The sequence below is a fragment of the Desulfotomaculum sp. 1211_IL3151 genome (assembly GCF_036763075.1).
GTDB lineage: Bacteria > Bacillota > Desulfotomaculia > Desulfotomaculales > Desulfotomaculaceae > Desulfotomaculum.
Genome location: NZ_JBAIYV010000044.1, coordinates 51,865 through 69,876 on the forward strand (window position 1 = coordinate 51,865; position 18,012 = coordinate 69,876).

19 protein-coding genes and 1 riboswitch are annotated in these 18,012 nt (G+C 42.0%); of the genes, 14 read left to right on the forward strand and 5 right to left on the reverse strand.

Going from position 1 to position 18,012, the window contains the following annotated elements; all coding sequences use genetic code 11:
* Positions 1 to 76: 76 nt before the first annotated feature.
* Positions 77 to 1,150: a copper amine oxidase N-terminal domain-containing protein gene (locus V6C11_RS12415; protein WP_333531484.1), complete on the reverse strand. Its 1,074-nt coding sequence runs from the start codon at positions 1,148 to 1,150 to the stop codon at positions 77 to 79.
* A gap of 294 nt (positions 1,151 to 1,444) precedes the next feature.
* Between V6C11_RS12415 and V6C11_RS12420 the strand changes: the two genes are divergently transcribed.
* Together V6C11_RS12420 and V6C11_RS12425 are read left to right on the forward strand one after the other, a co-directional pair.
* Entirely contained in the window at positions 1,445 to 1,750 is a 306-nt protein-coding gene (locus V6C11_RS12420; protein WP_333531485.1) for an MGMT family protein, read from the forward strand.
* A 13-nt stretch (positions 1,751 to 1,763) separates the two neighbouring features.
* Positions 1,764 to 2,009: a hypothetical protein gene (locus tag V6C11_RS12425; protein WP_333531486.1), complete on the forward strand. Its 246-nt coding sequence runs from the start codon at positions 1,764 to 1,766 to the stop codon at positions 2,007 to 2,009.
* A 129-nt stretch (positions 2,010 to 2,138) separates the two neighbouring features.
* Here V6C11_RS12425 and V6C11_RS12430 read toward each other — a convergent pair whose 3' ends face one another.
* Complete coding sequence (locus V6C11_RS12430) at positions 2,139 to 3,329, reverse strand: coenzyme F420-0:L-glutamate ligase (RefSeq protein ID WP_333531488.1); 1,191 nt, start codon at positions 3,327 to 3,329, stop codon at positions 2,139 to 2,141.
* 127 nt (positions 3,330 to 3,456) lie between these two features.
* Here V6C11_RS12430 and V6C11_RS12435 point away from each other — a divergent pair, with 127 nt between their 5' ends.
* The 7 genes from V6C11_RS12435 (at position 3,457) to V6C11_RS12465 (ending at position 10,421) form a co-directional block, all read left to right on the forward strand.
* A complete protein-coding gene (locus V6C11_RS12435) occupies positions 3,457 to 4,338 on the forward strand; it encodes a LysR family transcriptional regulator (RefSeq protein WP_333531489.1) in 882 nt (293 codons plus the stop codon).
* A gap of 173 nt (positions 4,339 to 4,511) precedes the next feature.
* The gene (locus V6C11_RS12440) at positions 4,512 to 5,138 is read left to right on the forward strand and encodes a DUF488 domain-containing protein (protein ID WP_333531490.1); all 627 of its coding nucleotides are present in this window, start codon (positions 4,512 to 4,514) and stop codon (positions 5,136 to 5,138) included.
* Between the two features lie 218 nt (positions 5,139 to 5,356).
* The gene (locus V6C11_RS12445) at positions 5,357 to 5,677 is read left to right on the forward strand and encodes a hypothetical protein (protein ID WP_333531491.1); all 321 of its coding nucleotides are present in this window, start codon (positions 5,357 to 5,359) and stop codon (positions 5,675 to 5,677) included.
* Positions 5,678 to 5,737: 60 nt separating this feature from the next.
* Positions 5,738 to 8,362: a phosphoenolpyruvate synthase gene (gene ppsA / locus V6C11_RS12450; RefSeq protein ID WP_333531492.1), complete on the forward strand. Its 2,625-nt coding sequence runs from the start codon at positions 5,738 to 5,740 to the stop codon at positions 8,360 to 8,362.
* A 236-nt stretch (positions 8,363 to 8,598) separates the two neighbouring features.
* Positions 8,599 to 8,958 carry a hypothetical protein gene (locus V6C11_RS12455; RefSeq protein ID WP_333531493.1) on the forward strand — a complete coding sequence of 120 codons (360 nt, stop codon included), beginning with the start codon at positions 8,599 to 8,601 and terminating at the stop codon, positions 8,956 to 8,958.
* Positions 8,959 to 8,962: 4 nt separating this feature from the next.
* The gene (locus V6C11_RS12460) at positions 8,963 to 9,904 is read left to right on the forward strand and encodes a helix-turn-helix transcriptional regulator (protein ID WP_333531494.1); all 942 of its coding nucleotides are present in this window, start codon (positions 8,963 to 8,965) and stop codon (positions 9,902 to 9,904) included.
* 58 nt (positions 9,905 to 9,962) lie between these two features.
* Positions 9,963 to 10,421 (forward strand): GyrI-like domain-containing protein, encoded by a 459-nt coding sequence (locus tag V6C11_RS12465; RefSeq protein WP_333531496.1) that lies wholly within the window; start codon positions 9,963 to 9,965, stop codon positions 10,419 to 10,421.
* A gap of 136 nt (positions 10,422 to 10,557) precedes the next feature.
* Here V6C11_RS12465 and V6C11_RS12470 read toward each other — a convergent pair whose 3' ends face one another.
* Positions 10,558 to 11,823, reverse strand: a complete 1,266-nt coding sequence (locus tag V6C11_RS12470; RefSeq protein WP_333531497.1) for an HAD-IIA family hydrolase — start codon at positions 11,821 to 11,823, stop codon at positions 10,558 to 10,560.
* A 114-nt stretch (positions 11,824 to 11,937) separates the two neighbouring features.
* Positions 11,938 to 12,035, reverse strand: a riboswitch (TPP riboswitch).
* A gap of 258 nt (positions 12,036 to 12,293) precedes the next feature.
* On the opposite strand from V6C11_RS12470, the gene V6C11_RS12475 reads away from it, so the two are divergent.
* The 4 genes from V6C11_RS12475 (at position 12,294) to V6C11_RS12490 (ending at position 15,294) form a co-directional block, all read left to right on the forward strand.
* Complete coding sequence (locus V6C11_RS12475) at positions 12,294 to 12,830, forward strand: 2'-5' RNA ligase family protein (RefSeq protein ID WP_333531498.1); 537 nt, start codon at positions 12,294 to 12,296, stop codon at positions 12,828 to 12,830.
* 125 nt (positions 12,831 to 12,955) lie between these two features.
* The gene (locus V6C11_RS12480; RefSeq protein WP_333531499.1) at positions 12,956 to 13,357 is read left to right on the forward strand and encodes a secondary thiamine-phosphate synthase enzyme YjbQ; all 402 of its coding nucleotides are present in this window, start codon (positions 12,956 to 12,958) and stop codon (positions 13,355 to 13,357) included.
* Positions 13,358 to 13,509: 152 nt separating this feature from the next.
* Entirely contained in the window at positions 13,510 to 13,968 is a 459-nt protein-coding gene (locus tag V6C11_RS12485) for a YbaK/EbsC family protein (RefSeq protein ID WP_333531500.1), read from the forward strand.
* A gap of 120 nt (positions 13,969 to 14,088) precedes the next feature.
* The gene (locus V6C11_RS12490) at positions 14,089 to 15,294 is read left to right on the forward strand and encodes an NADP-dependent isocitrate dehydrogenase (protein ID WP_333531501.1); all 1,206 of its coding nucleotides are present in this window, start codon (positions 14,089 to 14,091) and stop codon (positions 15,292 to 15,294) included.
* A 108-nt stretch (positions 15,295 to 15,402) separates the two neighbouring features.
* Here V6C11_RS12490 and V6C11_RS12495 read toward each other — a convergent pair whose 3' ends face one another.
* Positions 15,403 to 15,870: a CarD family transcriptional regulator gene (locus V6C11_RS12495; RefSeq protein ID WP_333531502.1), complete on the reverse strand. Its 468-nt coding sequence runs from the start codon at positions 15,868 to 15,870 to the stop codon at positions 15,403 to 15,405.
* 136 nt (positions 15,871 to 16,006) lie between these two features.
* Positions 16,007 to 16,900, reverse strand: a complete 894-nt coding sequence (locus V6C11_RS12500) for an RluA family pseudouridine synthase (protein WP_333531503.1) — start codon at positions 16,898 to 16,900, stop codon at positions 16,007 to 16,009.
* A 276-nt stretch (positions 16,901 to 17,176) separates the two neighbouring features.
* On the opposite strand from V6C11_RS12500, the gene V6C11_RS12505 reads away from it, so the two are divergent.
* Positions 17,177 to 17,827 carry a nitroreductase family protein gene (locus V6C11_RS12505; protein ID WP_333531504.1) on the forward strand — a complete coding sequence of 217 codons (651 nt, stop codon included), beginning with the start codon at positions 17,177 to 17,179 and terminating at the stop codon, positions 17,825 to 17,827.
* Positions 17,828 to 18,012: the final 185 nt, after the last annotated feature.

Here is an 18,012-nt window from a genome sequence, read left to right on the forward strand (position 1 = left end):
GGATGGTCATTACTTACCACCTCAAAAGGGCACTTGCATCAACCGTGTACGGTAAAATGGCATGTGAGCATTCCTTCTAAACCAAGTCATTATCAGCCACATAATAGGTAAAGGTATCGATTGAATCTTGGTCTTCATCGTAGAAGTAAACGGTAACGGTATCAACGCTGACATCTGCATCGTCTTCAAAGGCATCAGCAAGATACTCGCAAATATCTGTTATATCACTTTCGATGGTACTGTTGCTTAAATCATCCCACTCTGAGGCTGCATCGTCATCATCCGCCTCAAGGGTTGCGGTAACAGATTCATCATCGTCGTCAAAGGAAACATTGGTAATTGTAAAGGTTAGGTCACCTACATCAAAATTATTTCCCTCGAGATCGTCCTCAATCGTCTCTATATCTGAATCTGAGCTGCTATCCCGATAATCATCGTCTTTAAACGTCACATCAAGGCTGTCGTCCCCATACTTGTTGAATTTAACCAAAACATCATTGCTGTCGTTATCGATAATTTCTCCTTCAACTTCAGTATCACCCGATAATTTATTTTGAATACTGTCAACCAGATCCTCCAGATAGTCCTCAATGTCGTTGTCGTCCAGGTCGCTCCAATCATCAGCATAGTCATCCAGATTAACTTCAATCGTAACATCGATATCATCTTCATCGCCAGCTAGACGAATAGCATCAATCCTTACATCTTCTAGGTAATCATAATCGGACGCTAAATCATCCTCTAAATCACTTATTTTATCATCATCATCGGCAGAAGACTCAAGAGTTGCTATGGTATTATTTAAATTTTCTATTTGCAGTTTTAGATTCTGAATTTCTAAATCCTTTTGAGTTAATGCGTCGGTTGATGTCCCCGTATTGCCTGTTATTTTCACTGCCTTATTTGCTCCGTCCCACTGAACAGTCTGGTTGAGGGCCTCCGAAACCAACCGAATAGGAACAAAGGTTCTGCCGTTGTAAAGAATAGGTTCTTCATTTTCTTGTAAACGGATGACATTATTATTTACGTAGATCTGGGTATCCTGATCGGTAATGGTGATTTGCTTTGTAGTTGTTCCTGCTTCCGCCGCTAGGCCGATTACTGTTATCATAGCTACCGTCAGTACGAATGTAAGGAATCTTTTTTTCATGAGTTACAGCTCCTTTAATTGTTTTGGCTGGATCTAAATTCCGTCCAATGAATAAAAGGATAACCACAAAGGTTACCCCTACTCCAGGCAGAAATCCACCTCATGTTTTTCATTGTAGAACTAGAATTTAAAAAAATTATGGTAATAATATGTAAAATTGTGAAATTTATAGGCCCTTCTATAAATTTATATTAAAAGATAAGTTTTGAGGCTAGCCGTGTTTTGGCTAGCCTCTTATACTTTAGTTAATAGAGCATTCTAAAATAAAACTTATGTATAGAAAGGATATTTAGAATGACACCTTTTACCGAGAGAGTAATTGACATTATACGAAGCATACCCAGAGGCAGAGTCATGACTTATGGGCAGATTGCAGGCTTTGCAGGAAGCCCCCAGTCCGCCCGCCAAGTCGTCCGTATACTTCATTCTATGAGCAGAAGGCACAACCTGCCTTGGCAGCGGGTCATTAATGCAAAGGGAAAGATCGCCCTGCAAAATAAAGAGTCCTATAATGAGCAAGAGCGGATTCTAAAGAACGAAGGGATTGAAGTCGGTTTAAATGGGACGATCGATTTAGCTAAATATCAATGGCATCCTTGAAACGAAGAGGGACTTGACTAGCTATGAAGAGTACAATCAAAAAAACCTAGAAAAATTAATGAGCCCAACAGGAATTTTTGCCGTTGCCACTGGATTTGTCGGCGCTGGATGGATGGTATCTCTGTTCGATGTACAGCCCCAACAACTGTTCAAACTTACCGTTGACGGCTTTACTCGTTTTTACGATGAATCGCTGCAATCATCCGGTTTTCAACTTACCCTCCGGCCCCAAGGTGATCGATTCCATGTCCACGGATAAGCTGATTCAGGTTTAATCCGCTTTTTGTCTGAAAGAGCAGAGAACGCCGCAGCAAATACTACGGCGTTACTTTACCTATATTATTTCCCATGAGGGATGATCCCGTAGGAAACCACGCGGGTGGTTTCATTATTTTGTATAATTATCAAAATAGCCTTGGATATAGATGATAGGGGTACCTTTATCTCCGCTGCCTGAGGTTAAGTCGGAAAGTGACCCAATAAGATCCGTAAGTTGTCGTGGGGTAGTGCCTTGTGCTTCCATAGCACCTACCAGGTTTGATTCTTTATTGATAATATATTCTGAAATAGCTTTTTTAAGTTCTTCCCCTTTTAAATCAGCAAAATTATTATCGGCAAGATATTTTAATTTAACTTCGTTAGGTGTACCTTTAAGTCCTGCTGTATAAGCGGGCGACACCACAGGATCAGCCAGTTCCCAAATCTTGCCCACAGGATCTTTAAAGGCGCCATCGCCATAAATCATAACTTCTACAGCTTTACCTGTCTTTTCTTTAAGCATAGCTTGTATACTATCCACAACAGATTGACAATTACGTGGGAAAAGCTTAACACTTTCTTCGGTTGCTTTATTTGAACCTAAAAGGCCATAGGCTTCATTATAACCACTGCCATCAATAGAAGTTGATAAAATATCATCGAGGCTATAAATTTTATCTCCGCCACTTGCTTTTAATATTTTTTTAGTTCTAAATCTTGAGTGAATATCACAAGTCAGAACATTTTTTGTATAACTTAAAATGGTTTTTGCGGTGTTTGAGAAGATAATCTCACATTCAATACCATACTCTTCAATTATAGATTTATAATAATCAATATAATCAATACCAGTAAAAATATGTTTTTCATATCCGAAATAGCCACGGAATTCTGCCTCAGTTAAAACATCTGTCCAAGGGTTAACACCTTTTTCGTCAAGCATATCGATATCTACCAAGTGATTGCCTACCTCATCCGAGGGATAGCTAAGCATTAAAACAATTTTCTTAGCCCCTTTTGCAATACCGCGAAGGCAAATAGAAAAGCGGTTACGGCTTAAAATAGGAAAGATTACTCCGATCGTATCCTTGCCAAACTTTAAACGGATATCCTTTGCAATATTATCAATAGTTGCATAATTTCCTTGAGCACGGGCTACAACGGATTCTGTTACAGTAACAATATCCTTATCATTAATGGAATAGCCTTCTGTTTCTGAAGCCTTTAATACAGTGTTGACAACTATTTCTGTAATATCGTCCCCCTTATTGATAATCGGGGCACGCAGGCCTCTAATGACAGTTCCGACCATTCTTTCCATTTTATATCTCCTTATTTCTTTTCAATTTTAGATAAGTGCGTGTTTAACACTTATACTTGTACTATACAATATCTTTATGATATAAGTAAAATAAATATATATAATGGGTGATATAAGGAGAGCTTATGTGATCAGTAAATTAGATTTATATAAAGTTTTTTGTGAAGTCGCTAAATGTGAAAGCTTTTCTAAAGGGGCAAAAGCACTACATATGACGCAGCCGGCTGTAAGTCAAGCAATTATGCAGCTGGAAGGGGAGCTTGAGGTAAGGCTTTTTACAAGAACATCGAAGGGAGTAATTCTTACGAATGAAGGGAAACTCCTTTTTGAGTATGCAAATTCTGCTATGAATTTAATTAATGCAGGCGAAGAAAAATTATTAGAATCTAAAAACATAATGTTGGGAGATTTAAAAATAGGGGTAGAGGATGCTATATTTCGATATTTTTTACTACCTTACTTAGATAAATTTCACAATGAATGCCCCAATATTAAGCTAAGAATTGTGAACAGAACAATTTTAGAACTTTGTGCGATGTTAAAGTCAGGGACAATTGATATTGCCATCTGTAATTTTCCCATTGAAGACTCTTCTTTAGAAATAAAAAGATGTATGGATGTGCAAGATATTTTTGTTTGTGGTGATAAATACAAGAATATACTTTCTACACCTTTAAGTTTTGAAGAATTATCAAAATTACCATTAATATTACTTGATGCTAAGTCAAATTCAAGACAGTATGTTGAAAAATATATTTTATCAAAGGATATTGAAATCACCTCAGAAATTGAGCTTGGCTCCCATGACCTATTATTAGAATTTGCAAAAATAAACTTAGGTATTGCTTGCGTAATTAAAGAGTTTTCACAGGAATATTTAAAAAACGGGGGTTTATACCAGGTTAAAACGGTGGAGGAAATACCCAAAAGGAGTATCGGGCTTTGTTTCTCAAAGAATATATCCCTTTCTCCAGCTTCAAAAAGGTTTGTGGAGATATTGGATAATTAAAAAATCTAAAAAATTAGCCCCAGTATTTCTAAATTAGGCAAAAAATGAGCAAAGGAGTCCAAGGGCCTGATACCAAATATGGAAGACGCCAATCATATTCGGCCTACAAAAAGTATTTTTATTAGTGTATAGTATCGTAAAAAAATTTCTAATTAGTCTCTGGTGGTGATTAGATGAAAGAGGTTTTTACAATTGGCTATGCGGGTTTCAAGATAAATGAATTTATTAGAGTTCTTAAAGAATATAAAATAAACAGCTTGATTGATGTAAGAAGTAACCCAATTTCGAAATTCTATGAAGAGTACAATCAAAAAAACCTAGAAAAATTATTGAGCTCAACAGGAATGATTTATAGAAACTATAGGAAGGAATTTGGAGCACGACAAGAAGACAAAAAATATTATAAGAATGGCTATTTAGATTTTAATTTGTATACCCAATCAAATAACTTTTTAGAGGGTATTCGCAAAATTGAAGCAGGTACGAAATCGAATTACACTTTTGTGTTCATGTGTGCAGAGAAAGATCCAAGTACTTGTCATCGAAATATCATGGTGGCGAGGGAGTTTTATAAATTAGGATATGATGTGAAGAATATACGATCAGATGGTTCCTATGAATCTCAAGAAAGTATGGAGAAAAGACTCGTAGAGAGATACTTTCCGAATAGAAACCAATTGACACTGTTTTCTGAAAGCATCTCTTGGCAACAGATGGTAAAAAGAAGTTATGATTTAAGAAACAGTGAAATTGGATATAGAATTGATGAGGAAGCGGGGGTTAACTGGCAAGTAATATAAAATGGTGGCTCAAATGATTTATCAAAGTAACATGGTACAAAAATTGAACCAGACCCATTGTCCATTAAACCCTATCAAAATCCTTTTATAATCGGAATCAAAGAACTTCCTTCCAAGAATAATAATTATATTACCGATGGTTATATTAACTAAAAAACCAAAGATAGGTTTAACTGAAAAGACACTACGTAATTGTTCTGCTAAGTTTGACTTGCCTATTGGTGATAATTGACGGCTGTAACTTAAACCATCGGGCCAATAAAGAACCTGAAAGCGTTCAACCCAGTCCTCAGGCTGCCTCTAAGTCTTACACCTTTCCTGGTGAATTTGATCAGCAGCAGGCCATCTGGCTGCAGTGGCCCCCCGAAATATACAACACCGACCGGCCGATTTATCCTGTGGCCATGGAGATTATGAAAGCTTTGGACCCATACATTCGGGTTAATCTGATGGTGGCGCAGCCATTGTATCACGCAGCACATGCTCGAATAACAGTGCAACAAAGCAACATCGGGGCCAGGCTGGCAGTATTGGCCTAAACTGTGATAAATCCTGCCAGCCTGACCCCGATGATGATTGAGATAGGGAGGCCTGCCTGTATGAATTCATATGTACTTGAGTTCCAGGAAATTGACAAAACAAAGCTCCCGCTTGTCGGTGGCAAAGGCTTAAACTTGGGTGAACTTTCAAGGATTGAGGGAATACGGGTGCCGGAAGGTTTTTGTGTCACCACCGAGGCATATCAAAGAATTATCGGTCATAATGGGGAGTTTAATAAATTGCTGAATCAACTATCCTATTTAAAGGTGGATGACAGGGAAAGAATCGGGGATATCAGTGGAAAAATACGTAGGTATATCGAAGGGAGAGGGATCCCAAAGGACATCGCGGGAGTAACCCTTCGCTATCTTTCAAAGTTTGGTGAGGAAAATACCTATGCCGTGCGTTCCAGTGCTACCGCTGAGGATCTGCCGTCGGCTTCCTTTGCGGGTCAGCAGGATACGTATTTGAACGTTATCGGAAAGGATGCTATCCTGCAGCATATTAGCAAATGCTGGGCTTCCCTGTTTACAGACAGAGCGGTGATATACCGTATGCAGAACGGGTTTGACCATCGTAAGGTCTATCTGTCCGTGGTTATCCAACGAATGGTTTTTCCCCAAGCATCCGGGATTATGTTTACGGCCGATCCTGTCACCGCCAATCGGAAGGTGCTGTCCATTGATGCCAGCTTTGGTCTGGGTGAAGCCTTGGTCTCTGGCCGGGTAAATGCTGATATCTATAAGGTGAGGGGCGGCACCATCATTGATAAGAAGATCTCCACCAAGAAATTGGCCAGTTATGCCTTAAGAGAAGGTGGCACGGCGGAACGGGAGATTGAGCCCGAACAGCAAAATAAGCCGACATTGACAGACCGGCAAATTTTACAACTGGAGCTTATGGGTAGAAAGATCGAGGCCTATTTTGGCTGTCCCCAAGACATTGAATGGTGTCTTTTGAAAGATGACTTTTTTATCGTTCAGAGCCGTCCCATCACTACCTTATACCCGATACCGCAAGTTAACGATGGAAGGAACCATGTGTATCTATCCATAGGCCATGGGCAAATGATGACAGATGCCATCAAACCATTGGGTATGTCCTTCTTTCAGATTTTATCATCGGATTTTCCATTCTACAAAGCCGGCGGCAGGCTATTTATGGACCTAACACACGACTTGGCCTCGCCCATTGGACGAAAGATACTGCTCCGTACCATGAACAAGAGTGACCCATTGATGAATAACGCGCTCTCGAGGTTAACGAAGCGAAAGGCATTTATGCAATCGCTACCGAAAGGTAAAAGAGCCTTTAGGCTGGGTACAGAGCAGCTATCCTGGGCACTTCCTGTTGAGGCCCTGAGGATTTACTTTAAAAATGATGCCACGATTGTTCAAAAGCTTATTTCGAACAATGAGGCATCAATCAGAAATCTACAGCAGAGGATTGCCAACCTAAGTGGCGATGAGCTATTTGCATTCATTTTAGAGGACCATAAGGAACTAAAAGAAATCATGTATAGCCCTCACAGTATGGGTATTATTCTTGTTGGTGTATATGCGGCAGATTGGCTTAACAAGAAAATGGAGAAGTGGCTGGGCAAAAAGAGTGCAGCAGACACACTTTCCCAATCAGTAGCCAACAACATCACATCGGAAATGGGGCTTGCCCTGTTAGATGTATCGGATGTTGTCCGTCCGTTTCCAGCGGTAATTGAATATTTTCATCATGCCGATGATAAGACCTTTTTTGAGGACTTGGCCATGATTCCTGGCGGGGATGCTGTCAGCAAATCCATCCAGGCCTATCTAAAAAAGTATGGCATGCGTTGTTCCGGTGAAATTGATATCACCAGAACCCGTTGGAGCGAACAACCCACAGCACTTATTCCCATGATTCTAGGCAATATAAAAAACTTTGACCCCCATGCCAGTGGCCTTAAATTTCAGCAAGGGCTGCAGGAAGCAGAGCAGAAGAAACGCGAGCTTATGAATCACTTGGAAAAATTGCCCGGGGGTAAAAGTAAAGCCAAAAAGACAAAGAAGATGATCCGTCTATTACGGAATTTTATTGGTTATCGGGAATATCCTAAATATGCCTTTATTCAACGTTACTTCATTTATAAACAAGCCTTGCTAAAAGAGGCCGCTGTACTTGTGCAAAAGGGAATCATCCGGGAGAAGGAGGACATCTATTATCTATATTTTGATGAACTCCGAGAGGTGGTTCGTACGAATTTACTGGATTATAGCATCATTACTAAGAGAAAAGAGGATTACCAGGCATATGAGAAAATGACACCGCCCCGGGTAATGACATCTGATGGTGAGATCATATCCGGTCAATACACCATTGGCAATATTCCTCCGGGTGCTTTGCCCGGCATGCCTGTCTCAGCCGGTATCGTCGAAGGCCGTGCACGGGTGGTTTTAAAGATGGCGGACGCAACTATAAACGAGGGCGATATTTTGGTCACGGCATTTACCGATCCCAGTTGGACGCCGCTATTTGTATCAGTTAAAGGCTTGGTAACGGAAGTGGGCGGTCTAATGACCCATGGGGCTGTAATTGCTAGGGAATATGGACTCCCAGCGGTGGTAAGTGTGGAAAACGCCACTAAATTAATTAAAGATGGACAGATCATTCGGGTAAATGGAACGGAGGGGTATGTAGAGATACTTTAACCAGAAGAACTAGAAGGGGTCAGGCTTGCAGGATTGTAAAATAAAAATACAATGCGGTAAGCCTGACCCCACGATGAATTAGATGAAAAAGCAAGCAAAAGTAAAGGAGTCTGGCTTCCATCTATAATGCAAAGCCCGCTGATAGAGCACAAAATAAAGTGATAAAAAATCAGTAAGAGAGATGGTTTTAGTATATCATTTAGAAGAGGATAGTCAGCTAACTAGGAGTTATACGATTGATTATGATAACTACAACAAGTATTTTGAAATCCATTTATGAATCGAAAGAATATAAAAAGCACCGTTACGGGGTTTTCAGCGTGGATGCATTCGGATATCGAAAAAATGATCAGCCGTTCCAACTTAGAGTCAGGGAGGATAAAGAAGTTGTTATCCTGAAGGCGGGGGATATTAAAGAAGCTATCGATATAATAAAGCAGGATATCGAAGCTGAAAACTATGAGCAGATGAATGATAACAAAACACCTTGGGCAGGCATCCGTCTTTTGATAGCCGATGACAAAATAAAAAAACATCAAAAACCGGATACGGATCAAGGCTTGGTACCTAGTAATCGGTTAGTTAAAAGGGTGTGATTGATTGAAAATCGACAGACTGATTTCTATTTTAGTCATACTACTTAGAAGGGAACGTGTTCAGGCAAAAGAACTTGCTGAAATGTTTGAAGTTTCCGTGAGGACAATTCTTCGGGATATAGATGCAATAAACCTGGCAGGGATACCGATTGTGACCTATCAGGGAGTGAACGGCGGGATAGGAATAGCAGAAGGCTACCGTTTAGACAGGAGTATACTGACTGAAGACGAAATGGCTGCAATTATAACGACGTTAAAAGGAGTAGCCGAAACCATACCGGATCACAAGCATCAAGTTTTATTAGAGAAGTTCAAGAATACGTTATCCCCAACCCAGCTTGAGATGCTCAATACAAAGGTAAACCAGCTTGTAATTGACTTGTCCCCCTGGGGAGGAAACAGTCTCCTTAAAGAAAAAGTAGTAGCTGTACGCAAGGCCATAGAAAGCTTGCGAGAGATTGAGTTTATCTATACAGATTCAACAGGGAAGAGGACAAGCCGCCGAGTAGAACCCTATTCGCTGGTTTTAAAAGGACAAAAATTGTACCTCTATGCGTGGTGTCAACTAAGACGGGACTTTCGGCTTTTTAAGCTGGCAAGGATAAAAGAACTGGTTGTTTTGGAAACCGCCTATAAATCGAGGGAAATATCCCTGGAGCAGTTTCCCTGGGAAAGTGAATGGCAAAAACCAGAAAATTTGGTATCCCTGGAGTTGGTTTTTGAGAAAGAGATGGAAAGCATTGTCGAGGAGTGGTTCGGTGAAGATACTCGGATGCATGAGGACGGCAGGATGATGGTTAATGTCTTGCTCCCTGAAAACAATTGGCTGTATGGGTTTCTTTTAAGCTTTGGGACCGGCGTGGAGGTTGTCAGCCCGCCCCGCATTCGAACGATTCTTGCAGAAACATCGAAAGAAATTTATAAAAAATATACAACCGAAACATGACATACAGTTGTCATGTTCCCAATGGTATAATCTACAAAAAGCTAAAGGGGGCAATTTTATGAATTACAAATTTGAATTAACGGAGCAACCGGCCCAACCGGTACTTTCTATGCGTACAAGGACTGCTGTTGGGAACCTGCCACAGGAGTTAGGCAAAGCATATCAGGCGATCTTTCAATATTTGTCCGAAGTAGGGGAGAAACCGTTAGACGCGCCCTTTGCAGGGTATTACAACATGGATATGCAAGATCTTGATGTGGAGATGGGCTTCCCGGTTGCAAAACCCCTTGCAGGGCAAGGTGAAATTAAGCCAAATGAAATCCCGGCAGGGAAGAGGGTATCCTGTCTTTATAAGGGCCCATACGATCAAACGGAGCCAGTTTATAACGCAATGATGCAGTGGATCGATGAAAATGGTTATACACCCACGGGAGTGGCTTACGAGTTTTACTATAATTCTCCGATGGATGTGCCCGAAAGCGAACTTTTAACAAAAATTGTGTTTCCCCTTAAATAAGAACAATACCTTAAAGGAGAGGTAAAGAATTAGCATGATTTGTTACAAAAAGACCGGCAGCAGTGAAAATCGAACTGTTCGGTCCTTTTGTTTTTAACAGTTGAATTTCTACCCCTCTATCATAATAGGGACCACATTATCTTATCGCCACGGTGTTGTTCCGACCCAGTAAATCCCTTAGCCATTCACCGTGTAGGGATAGGCAGTTGGTCGGTAGGTTATCCAGCTTAAAGAAGGCAACCTCCGCAGTCTCCACACCGTCTGCTCTCAAATGCCCCCCAACGATCTTGCATTCCATACAGGATGTAATGTAATGACTTACCTTACCCGAAGGATGAGACACCACGAGGAACCGTGGGTCTGAGTAAACTCCGATGAACCGGCTCACTGTTACCTGTAGGCCGGTTTCTTCGTTGACTTCCCGGATAATAGCTTCCTGCACGGTCTCGCCGGGTTCGATGTGTCCGATGGGCAAGCCCCACACATTAAAGTCCATTCTTTTAATTAAAAGAATCCTGTCAGTCTCGTCAAAAATCACGGCTGCCACAGCAGGTTCAACGGTTTCTGGCCAGGCATAGGTGGGCTTGTCCCAGGGACGAGCCGTTATTGTAGGGTTAAAAATTCCTCTGAGGTTTGAGATTCTGGCATCCGGAAGGCGGAAATCCTTAGGGGAAGGGAAAGCGATGGCCTTGTCCGAGCAGAAAATCGCCGTGATTCCCTGCTGGTGAGCCCCTAGGATATCGGTATAGGGATTGTCCCCTACCATGGCCACCCCTAGCTTGGGATCTAGATGATCAAGGACTGTGCGAAACATTGGGGGATAGGGCTTCCCAATGACGAGCGGACGTTTACCAGAGGAGGTCTGAATGGCACGAACGATGGCACCGGTTCCTGGGCAAGGGCCTTCGGGGCCGGGAAAGGTTGCGTCGACGTTGGTGGCAATAAAGTTGGCACCCAGGTTAATCAACCGAATGGCTTGGCTTATATGACCGAAGGAAAGTTGATCATCATGCCCCACAACCACAGCTTGGCAGGGACCATTTTCCACCAGCTCTATTCCAAACTGCCGGATCTCCGTTTTTAGACCTTCACTTCCCAATACATAGACAGAACGTATATTCATTAAGCTGAGATTTTTGGCTGTGGTCCAACCGCTGGAAATTACCTCGTCCAAGTGAGCTTCTAGACCAAGACTTTGTAATCGTTCGACGAATTGCTGTCGTGTGGGGATCGGGTCATTGGTTAAGAAATAGATACGTTTATTTAGCTTGCGCAGTTGTACCAGGGTTTCCTTTACACCGGGGAGCAGTTTACCGCCGATATAGATAACGCCATCCAAATCAAATAAGAAAACATCAAATTTTTCTGCTAACAGGGAAATCCCCTCCTTTTTTAGCAGCATCCATTTGGGTAGTATAAATCATTCGTTTTCCCCTTCCTATCAGAATAGTAGGGGCTTAACTAAGCTTGTGCGGGCAAAGCTCAAAAAAGAAGCTTACCGAAAGTAAGCTTCTCAACTGAAAACGGTAAGCTTCCCTACGGTGGTATTAGCCACATCAGGTTCGAGGGTTGGAGTTATCTCCTCTCAGCCGTTCGGCACCCCTAGCCAAGTATTTATGCTATGTAAATTGTAATTCATAGATCAATTGTTTGTAAAGACAAATTATGGATGTGATGGGGTCCGCAGCCATTTCCCAGATGGAGCGGATGCTACTATATTAATAAATTCACCGCTATCTTTAATAGGATGAGCCGTACCACCGTAACGGTTAAAATATCGTAAGTGTGGGCGTATTTTTTTATACCTAGAAGGAGAAAGCATAGTCCTTTCAAGAAATTAAAGAGAAAGCAATGATCAACCGGAGGTAATGAATGACATACGCCATAAATCTATACTTTAATAAGGAAGCGGAGACTTATATAACGAGTATTTGGAGGAGTTTGGAAAGGTTGGAAAAGGGCAAGTGTCTCACTTGCGCCAACGGCAGACCCCACATTACATTGGCTATCTATGATGATCTCGATTTGGAAGTAGCCAAAAAGCGATTGGAGACCCTTAGTAGCAGTGTTTATTCCTTTGATTTAAAGCTGCTTCAGATTGGTATTTTTCCTCATAATAAAGGGGCTATTTTTTTAACACCGAACCTAACAGATCGTTTATTTCAAATACACCGGCATTTTCACCAGTTGTTTAAGGAGTTTGAAGAGCAAGGGTGGGATTATTATAAGCCTCAGTCTTGGTATCCCCACTGCACGCTCTCGCTGGAAACTCCTACGGAGCACATACCAAGTGTACTTGAGCAAATCCTAAAGATTTTTCGCCCCATTGATGTTTCGATTCGATCCATCGGTATCGTATCATTAGATCCGATTAATTATTTGTTTCAAATCGATTTACGGGAAAAGTAGGGCAGAATTATTTTTAATCTTATTTTTTCCCTGTTTTAATTAAGTCCTTATTATAGTGTACAGAAATATAAAAGCCTTTAACTGGTAAACGGCCTGGTAAATAGTGGCGTAAGGGGGATGTTTTTATGCTTCATAAAATTCATACGCAATCCGTCAGTCGTGACCAAATGATTGATATTACCAATCAAGTTAAAGCAGTGATCCAGCAAGAAAAGATTAGGGATGGGGTTGTGACGGTCTACTGTCCCCATACGACAGCTGGTATCACCATTAACGAAAATGCCGATCCGGATGTAGTAAGGGATCTGTTGCTGCGATTGGCTGAGGTCTACCCTTGGGAGCATCCTCAATACCGTCACGCCGAAGGGAATTCGGCTGCCCACTTAAAGGCAAGTACCCTGGGGGCCTCCCAAACAATTCCGGTGGCAGATGGACAGCTCCTGTTGGGGACATGGCAAGGGATTTATTTCTGTGAGTTTGATGGCCCTAGGAGGCGGACCTTTTATGTAAAGGTACAAAGGGATTAACCGAAGGCATTTGGGGTCAGGCTCGCAGCACGGCAGGCCGGACCCCTTTCTGGTTTTTTTAAAAGAAGGCCAGTAAATTCCGGCAAAAATTGACGCAGTTAGACCTTGCTAGTATAGTAGTTTAAAGGAATAAAACGGGAGTTGAAGTGACTATGTCTGTACAAGCTGTGGTGGAGTTTTTTCAGCAGAGAGGAGGAGGCGTGGAAATACTCACCTTTGAGGATACCAGTACCGTGGCCAAGGCTGCGGCTTCTTTAGGGGTAACCCCGGGTGAGATTGCCAAGTCATTACTTTTCAAGATTAGGGACGATTTTATGATGGTGCTGATGGCTGGGGACAAGCGGTTGGATAACCGGAAATTTAAGGATGCTTTCCAAGCCAAAGCCAAAATGCCGGAGATTGATGAAGTGTTAGCAGTAACAGGGCATCCGGTTGGCGGGGTTTGTCCCTTTGGTCTAAAGCAGCCGTTACCCATTTACTTGGATCAATCCCTCCGGGCCTATGAGCATGTTTTTCCGGCGGCGGGGGCAACAAATGCTGCGGTAAAAATAAAAGTTGATGAATTGGCAGAGCTTACCGAAGCAAAGTGGGTGGATGTGGCCCAGGCTTAGTGGTGCAATACTGCAAGCCTGACCCCATGTATTATGCATGCATGCCTGGGAGCCGTTCATTTATAGTTATAGATGGTGTATAATACCTTAGACATAGAATAAGGTTAGGGGGATGCAGTCATGGAAAAAATTCAAATGAATGTCCCGTTGGTGGAGATGGACGGCGACGAGATGACGAGGGTAATCTGGCAACAGATTAAAGATATTCTCTTAGTTCCATACATAGATTTAAAAACGGTGTACTTTGATTTGGGTCTCAAAAAACGTGATGAAACGGAAGATAGAATCACCGTAGAGGCCGCAGAGGCAACTAAAAAATATGGCGTAGCGGTTAAATGCGCAACGATTACTCCCAACGCCCAACGGGTGGAGGAATATAACCTAAAACAAATGTGGAAAAGCCCCAATGGAACCATTCGGGCCATTTTAGATGGGACCGTTTTTCGGGCACCCATTATTGTTAAGAATGTTAAACCCTTCGTTAAAACCTGGGAAAGGCCCATTACCATTGCCAGGCACGCTTACGGTGATATTTATCGAAATGTCGAATTAAAGGTTGAACAAAAGGGTAAAGCAGAATTGGTTTTTACCGGGGAAGATGGCCAAGTGGTAAAAGAAGTCATCCACAATTTTGGCGGCCCTGGTATTCTCATGGGTATGCATAACCTAGATGGTTCGGTGGAAAGTTTTGCCAGGGCTTGCTTTAGCTATGCGTTGGATCAAAGTCAGGATCTGTGGTTTTCCACGAAAGATACCATTTCCAAAAAATATGACCATACCTTCAAGGATATCTTCCAGGAGGTTTATGACAGGGAATATAAAGATCAGTTTGACGCAAAGGGAATCGAGTATTTCTATACCTTAATTGATGATGCTGTGGCCAGGGTGATCCGTAGTTCCGGGGGCTTTATCTGGGCCTGTAAAAACTATGATGGAGATGTCATGTCGGATATGGTGGCCACTGCCTTTGGCAGCTTAGCCATGATGACATCGGTCTTAGTCTCACCCCAGGGGCATTATGAATATGAAGCAGCCCATGGAACCGTAACCAGACACTATTATCAACACCTCAAGGGGCAAGAAACCTCAACCAACCCAGTGGCAACTTTATTTGCCTGGACAGGAGCCCTAAGAAAAAGGGGCGAATTAGATAAGCTGAAGGACTTGGTAAGGTTTGCCAACACCCTGGAAAAGGCGGCCACAGATACAATCGAACAAGGCGTCATGACGAAGGATTTAGCCCTACTTGCCGAGGGGGAAAAGGTGGTTGTCAATACCAGACAGTTCCTTGAGGAAATTAACGCACGCTTGATCAAAATGATCTAAGAGCAAAGGCAAGCGCGGACCCCAAGCCGGGAATATTGTTAAACGGTAATAAAAAAACTGTCCTTAACCTTTGTTAGGGACAGTTTTTTGGTATAAAGGATTTTAAGATCAACTATCAATAACCTCATTCAGTAAATCAATGGCTTGCTCTTGGGCGATGCCTTTTACAAGGGCTAGTTCGCTAAGCAATATTTGTTGAGCATTATCCAACATCGCTTTATCTCCTACGGCCAGTGTCTTTTTTTTACCCAGGCGTATTAGGTCACGGATAACCTGGGCCCCTTGGTAGATATCGCCACTCTTCATTTTGCTCATATTATTGCGGTATCTTTGATTTGGGTTAAGGTTTAGATCGGATTCTCCCTGATTTAAAGTGGTAATGACATCTTCAAGTATATCTAAGTCCACAACTGGCCGAATTCCTAGTTTAGATTCGATAGGAAACATTACTTGCATACCTCGGATCGTCATGACATAATAAGGCCGCTTAATCCCAAGTATTTCCTTTTCCTCGATCGCTTCGATAACACTAGCCCCATGCATGGGGTAAAAAACCTTGTCACCAACCTGGAACATAAAACCCACCCCCTTGCGTACTACAATCAGTATACCACACGGGAGAGTGAATATCAAACATATATTTTACCATAACAATTTATTGCAAGTCAATAAAAATATCGGAAAGAAATTACCCCTCTATGAACAGCTGTTTCTATTTGCTATAATTATCCAAGGCCTGAGCAAAATCCTTGGGTAAGGGTGCATTGACCGTCAAGGGACGGTTGTCTTGGGGGTTAATAAAGCTTACAGAGGTGGCATGTAAAGCTTGTCTGTTAATCAAAGGTGAACGCACACCATACATATGGTCACCAAGGATGGGGCAGCCCCGATGGGCTAGATGCAGGCGAATTTGGTGGGTTCTGCCGGTTTCCAGGGATAGTTCTAATAAAGAAGCATCCTCGGAGGTGCGAAGGATCCGGTAATGTGTGATGGCCTGCTCACCCTGCGGCGTGACAGCCCGACGATTGGGCAGGGTTGGGTGTGGCCCAATGGGGGCATCAATCGTACCGGAGGGCGGAGAGATTACCCCCTTCACCAGGGCCCAATAGGTACGTTTGAGGCTGCCTTCCTTTAATTGTTGTTCAAGAATAAACTGGCTGCGGGAATCCTTGGCAAAAATCACACAGCCGGTGGTTTCCCGATCCAGCCTATGAACAGGGCGGATGGTATTTAACTGGCCCCGTTCTTTTAGGTAGTAGGCTAAATAGTTTGCCAAGGTACCACCCGTGGTCCGGCCAGTGGGATGAACAAGTTGTTGGGGCGGTTTATTCAGGATGATTAAATGTTCATCCTCATAGAGCATTTCAATAATACCTTTTTCTGGCTGGACACCGTAAGTCGTGTCCTCCAAAAGAACGACGCTTAAGGTATCAGCCGCCTTAACCTTTTTCTGTAGGAAGGCTGTTTTACCATTTAATCGAATGCCCTTACGGTGGGTTAGTTTCTGAATCTTTCTGCCGGAATATTGTAAAATGTCCTTTAAATATTTTTCCACCGTTAAACCAGCATGTTCCTCTGTTACCTTGTAAGTAGTATATGATTTCAATTTTCGGCCATCCTTTTCAATAATAGTTTCAGATGTTGCTTCTTATTATTACAATTTTAACATAACCTAGTAAAACGAATCAGTATGGCAAGGCAGCATAAATGACAATATAACCAAAGTTGGTTAATTTAAAGTCATATTCAGAATAACGGAAATAATTAAAATATTAAATAAAATCTAAAAGGACTTTTTTGAAATGTAGCGAAGAAAAATATACATTAAGAACAACAGGCATATTCTCAAAAGGATTATAAATAGAAAGAGGGGTAAAAAGCCATGTTAAAAGAGATTGCTGGGTGGAAAAGTGTTCGGAAATTTACCAGTGACCCTGTGAGTAAGGAACAGTTATTAAGTGTAATGGAGGCTGGGCGACGGGCCCCTTCTTGGAAAAACATTCAGCCCTGGAAATTTATCGCCGTAACCAAGGAGGAAGATCGGAATAAGCTGGCAGAGGCCTTTTCCATGGGGGTATTAATAAAAAAGGCACCGGCTGTTATTGTCTGCGTAGGTAAACTGCAGGCTTGGGTGAAGGAACATCAGCTTGGGCAACTCAAAGAATTATTCGCTGCTTCCGGGGCCAATATGAGCGATGAGGATATTAACAAGAGATACCTGGATCATGAAATGGCCAAGTCCCTCGCTGCAAATCCTGCCTCATTGATGGCTCGTACCTTTGAGAACATTGGCATAGCCTATGCCTTCATGATCTTAGAAGCCATGAATCAAGGACTAGGGGCATGTGTCGTGGGTGAACTGGCCAATGAATTGGTGGCAGTAAATGATCCAAAGTATAACGAAGTAAAATCGTATTTCCATATTGGTGAGACAGAGGTTATAACCGCTGCCATTATCCTTGGCCACACGGCCAAGGAGACACCGGTCAACCCAAGAAAACCAGAAAGTGAAGTCATTTTCTTTAAACAATAAGCAAAAAGGAGTGTCGCTACTTGCGACACTCCTTTTTGCTTTTGCCGGGCATGTTTAGGGATTTATTCCCATTAGGGAAAATTAAGAATAATGTTGTTTTTCAATTGACGAACTAACATTTGTAACTTTATAATTAAGTTAACAAATATGTAATATTGCAAGAATACAAGTTTACAAGATTTGGA

Bases quoted from the DNA above. Each gene is read 5' to 3' on its own strand.
- V6C11_RS12415 (WP_333531484.1), bottom strand. From the start codon at position 1,150: ATGAAAAAAAGATTCCTTACATTCGTACTGACGGTAGCTATGATAACA.
- V6C11_RS12420 (WP_333531485.1), top strand. From the start codon at position 1,445: ATGACACCTTTTACCGAGAGAGTAATTGACATTATACGAAGCATACCC.
- V6C11_RS12430 (WP_333531488.1), bottom strand. From the start codon at position 3,329: ATGGAAAGAATGGTCGGAACTGTCATTAGAGGCCTGCGTGCCCCGATT.
- V6C11_RS12440 (WP_333531490.1), top strand. From the start codon at position 4,512: ATGAAAGAGGTTTTTACAATTGGCTATGCGGGTTTCAAGATAAATGAA.
- ppsA (WP_333531492.1), top strand. From the start codon at position 5,738: ATGAATTCATATGTACTTGAGTTCCAGGAAATTGACAAAACAAAGCTC.
- V6C11_RS12465 (WP_333531496.1), top strand. From the start codon at position 9,963: ATGAATTACAAATTTGAATTAACGGAGCAACCGGCCCAACCGGTACTT.
- V6C11_RS12470 (WP_333531497.1), bottom strand. From the start codon at position 11,823: ATGCTGCTAAAAAAGGAGGGGATTTCCCTGTTAGCAGAAAAATTTGAT.
- V6C11_RS12475 (WP_333531498.1), top strand. From the start codon at position 12,294: ATGACATACGCCATAAATCTATACTTTAATAAGGAAGCGGAGACTTAT.
- V6C11_RS12480 (WP_333531499.1), top strand. From the start codon at position 12,956: ATGCTTCATAAAATTCATACGCAATCCGTCAGTCGTGACCAAATGATT.
- V6C11_RS12485 (WP_333531500.1), top strand. From the start codon at position 13,510: ATGTCTGTACAAGCTGTGGTGGAGTTTTTTCAGCAGAGAGGAGGAGGC.
- V6C11_RS12490 (WP_333531501.1), top strand. From the start codon at position 14,089: ATGGAAAAAATTCAAATGAATGTCCCGTTGGTGGAGATGGACGGCGAC.
- V6C11_RS12495 (WP_333531502.1), bottom strand. From the start codon at position 15,870: ATGTTCCAGGTTGGTGACAAGGTTTTTTACCCCATGCATGGGGCTAGT.
- V6C11_RS12505 (WP_333531504.1), top strand. From the start codon at position 17,177: ATGTTAAAAGAGATTGCTGGGTGGAAAAGTGTTCGGAAATTTACCAGT.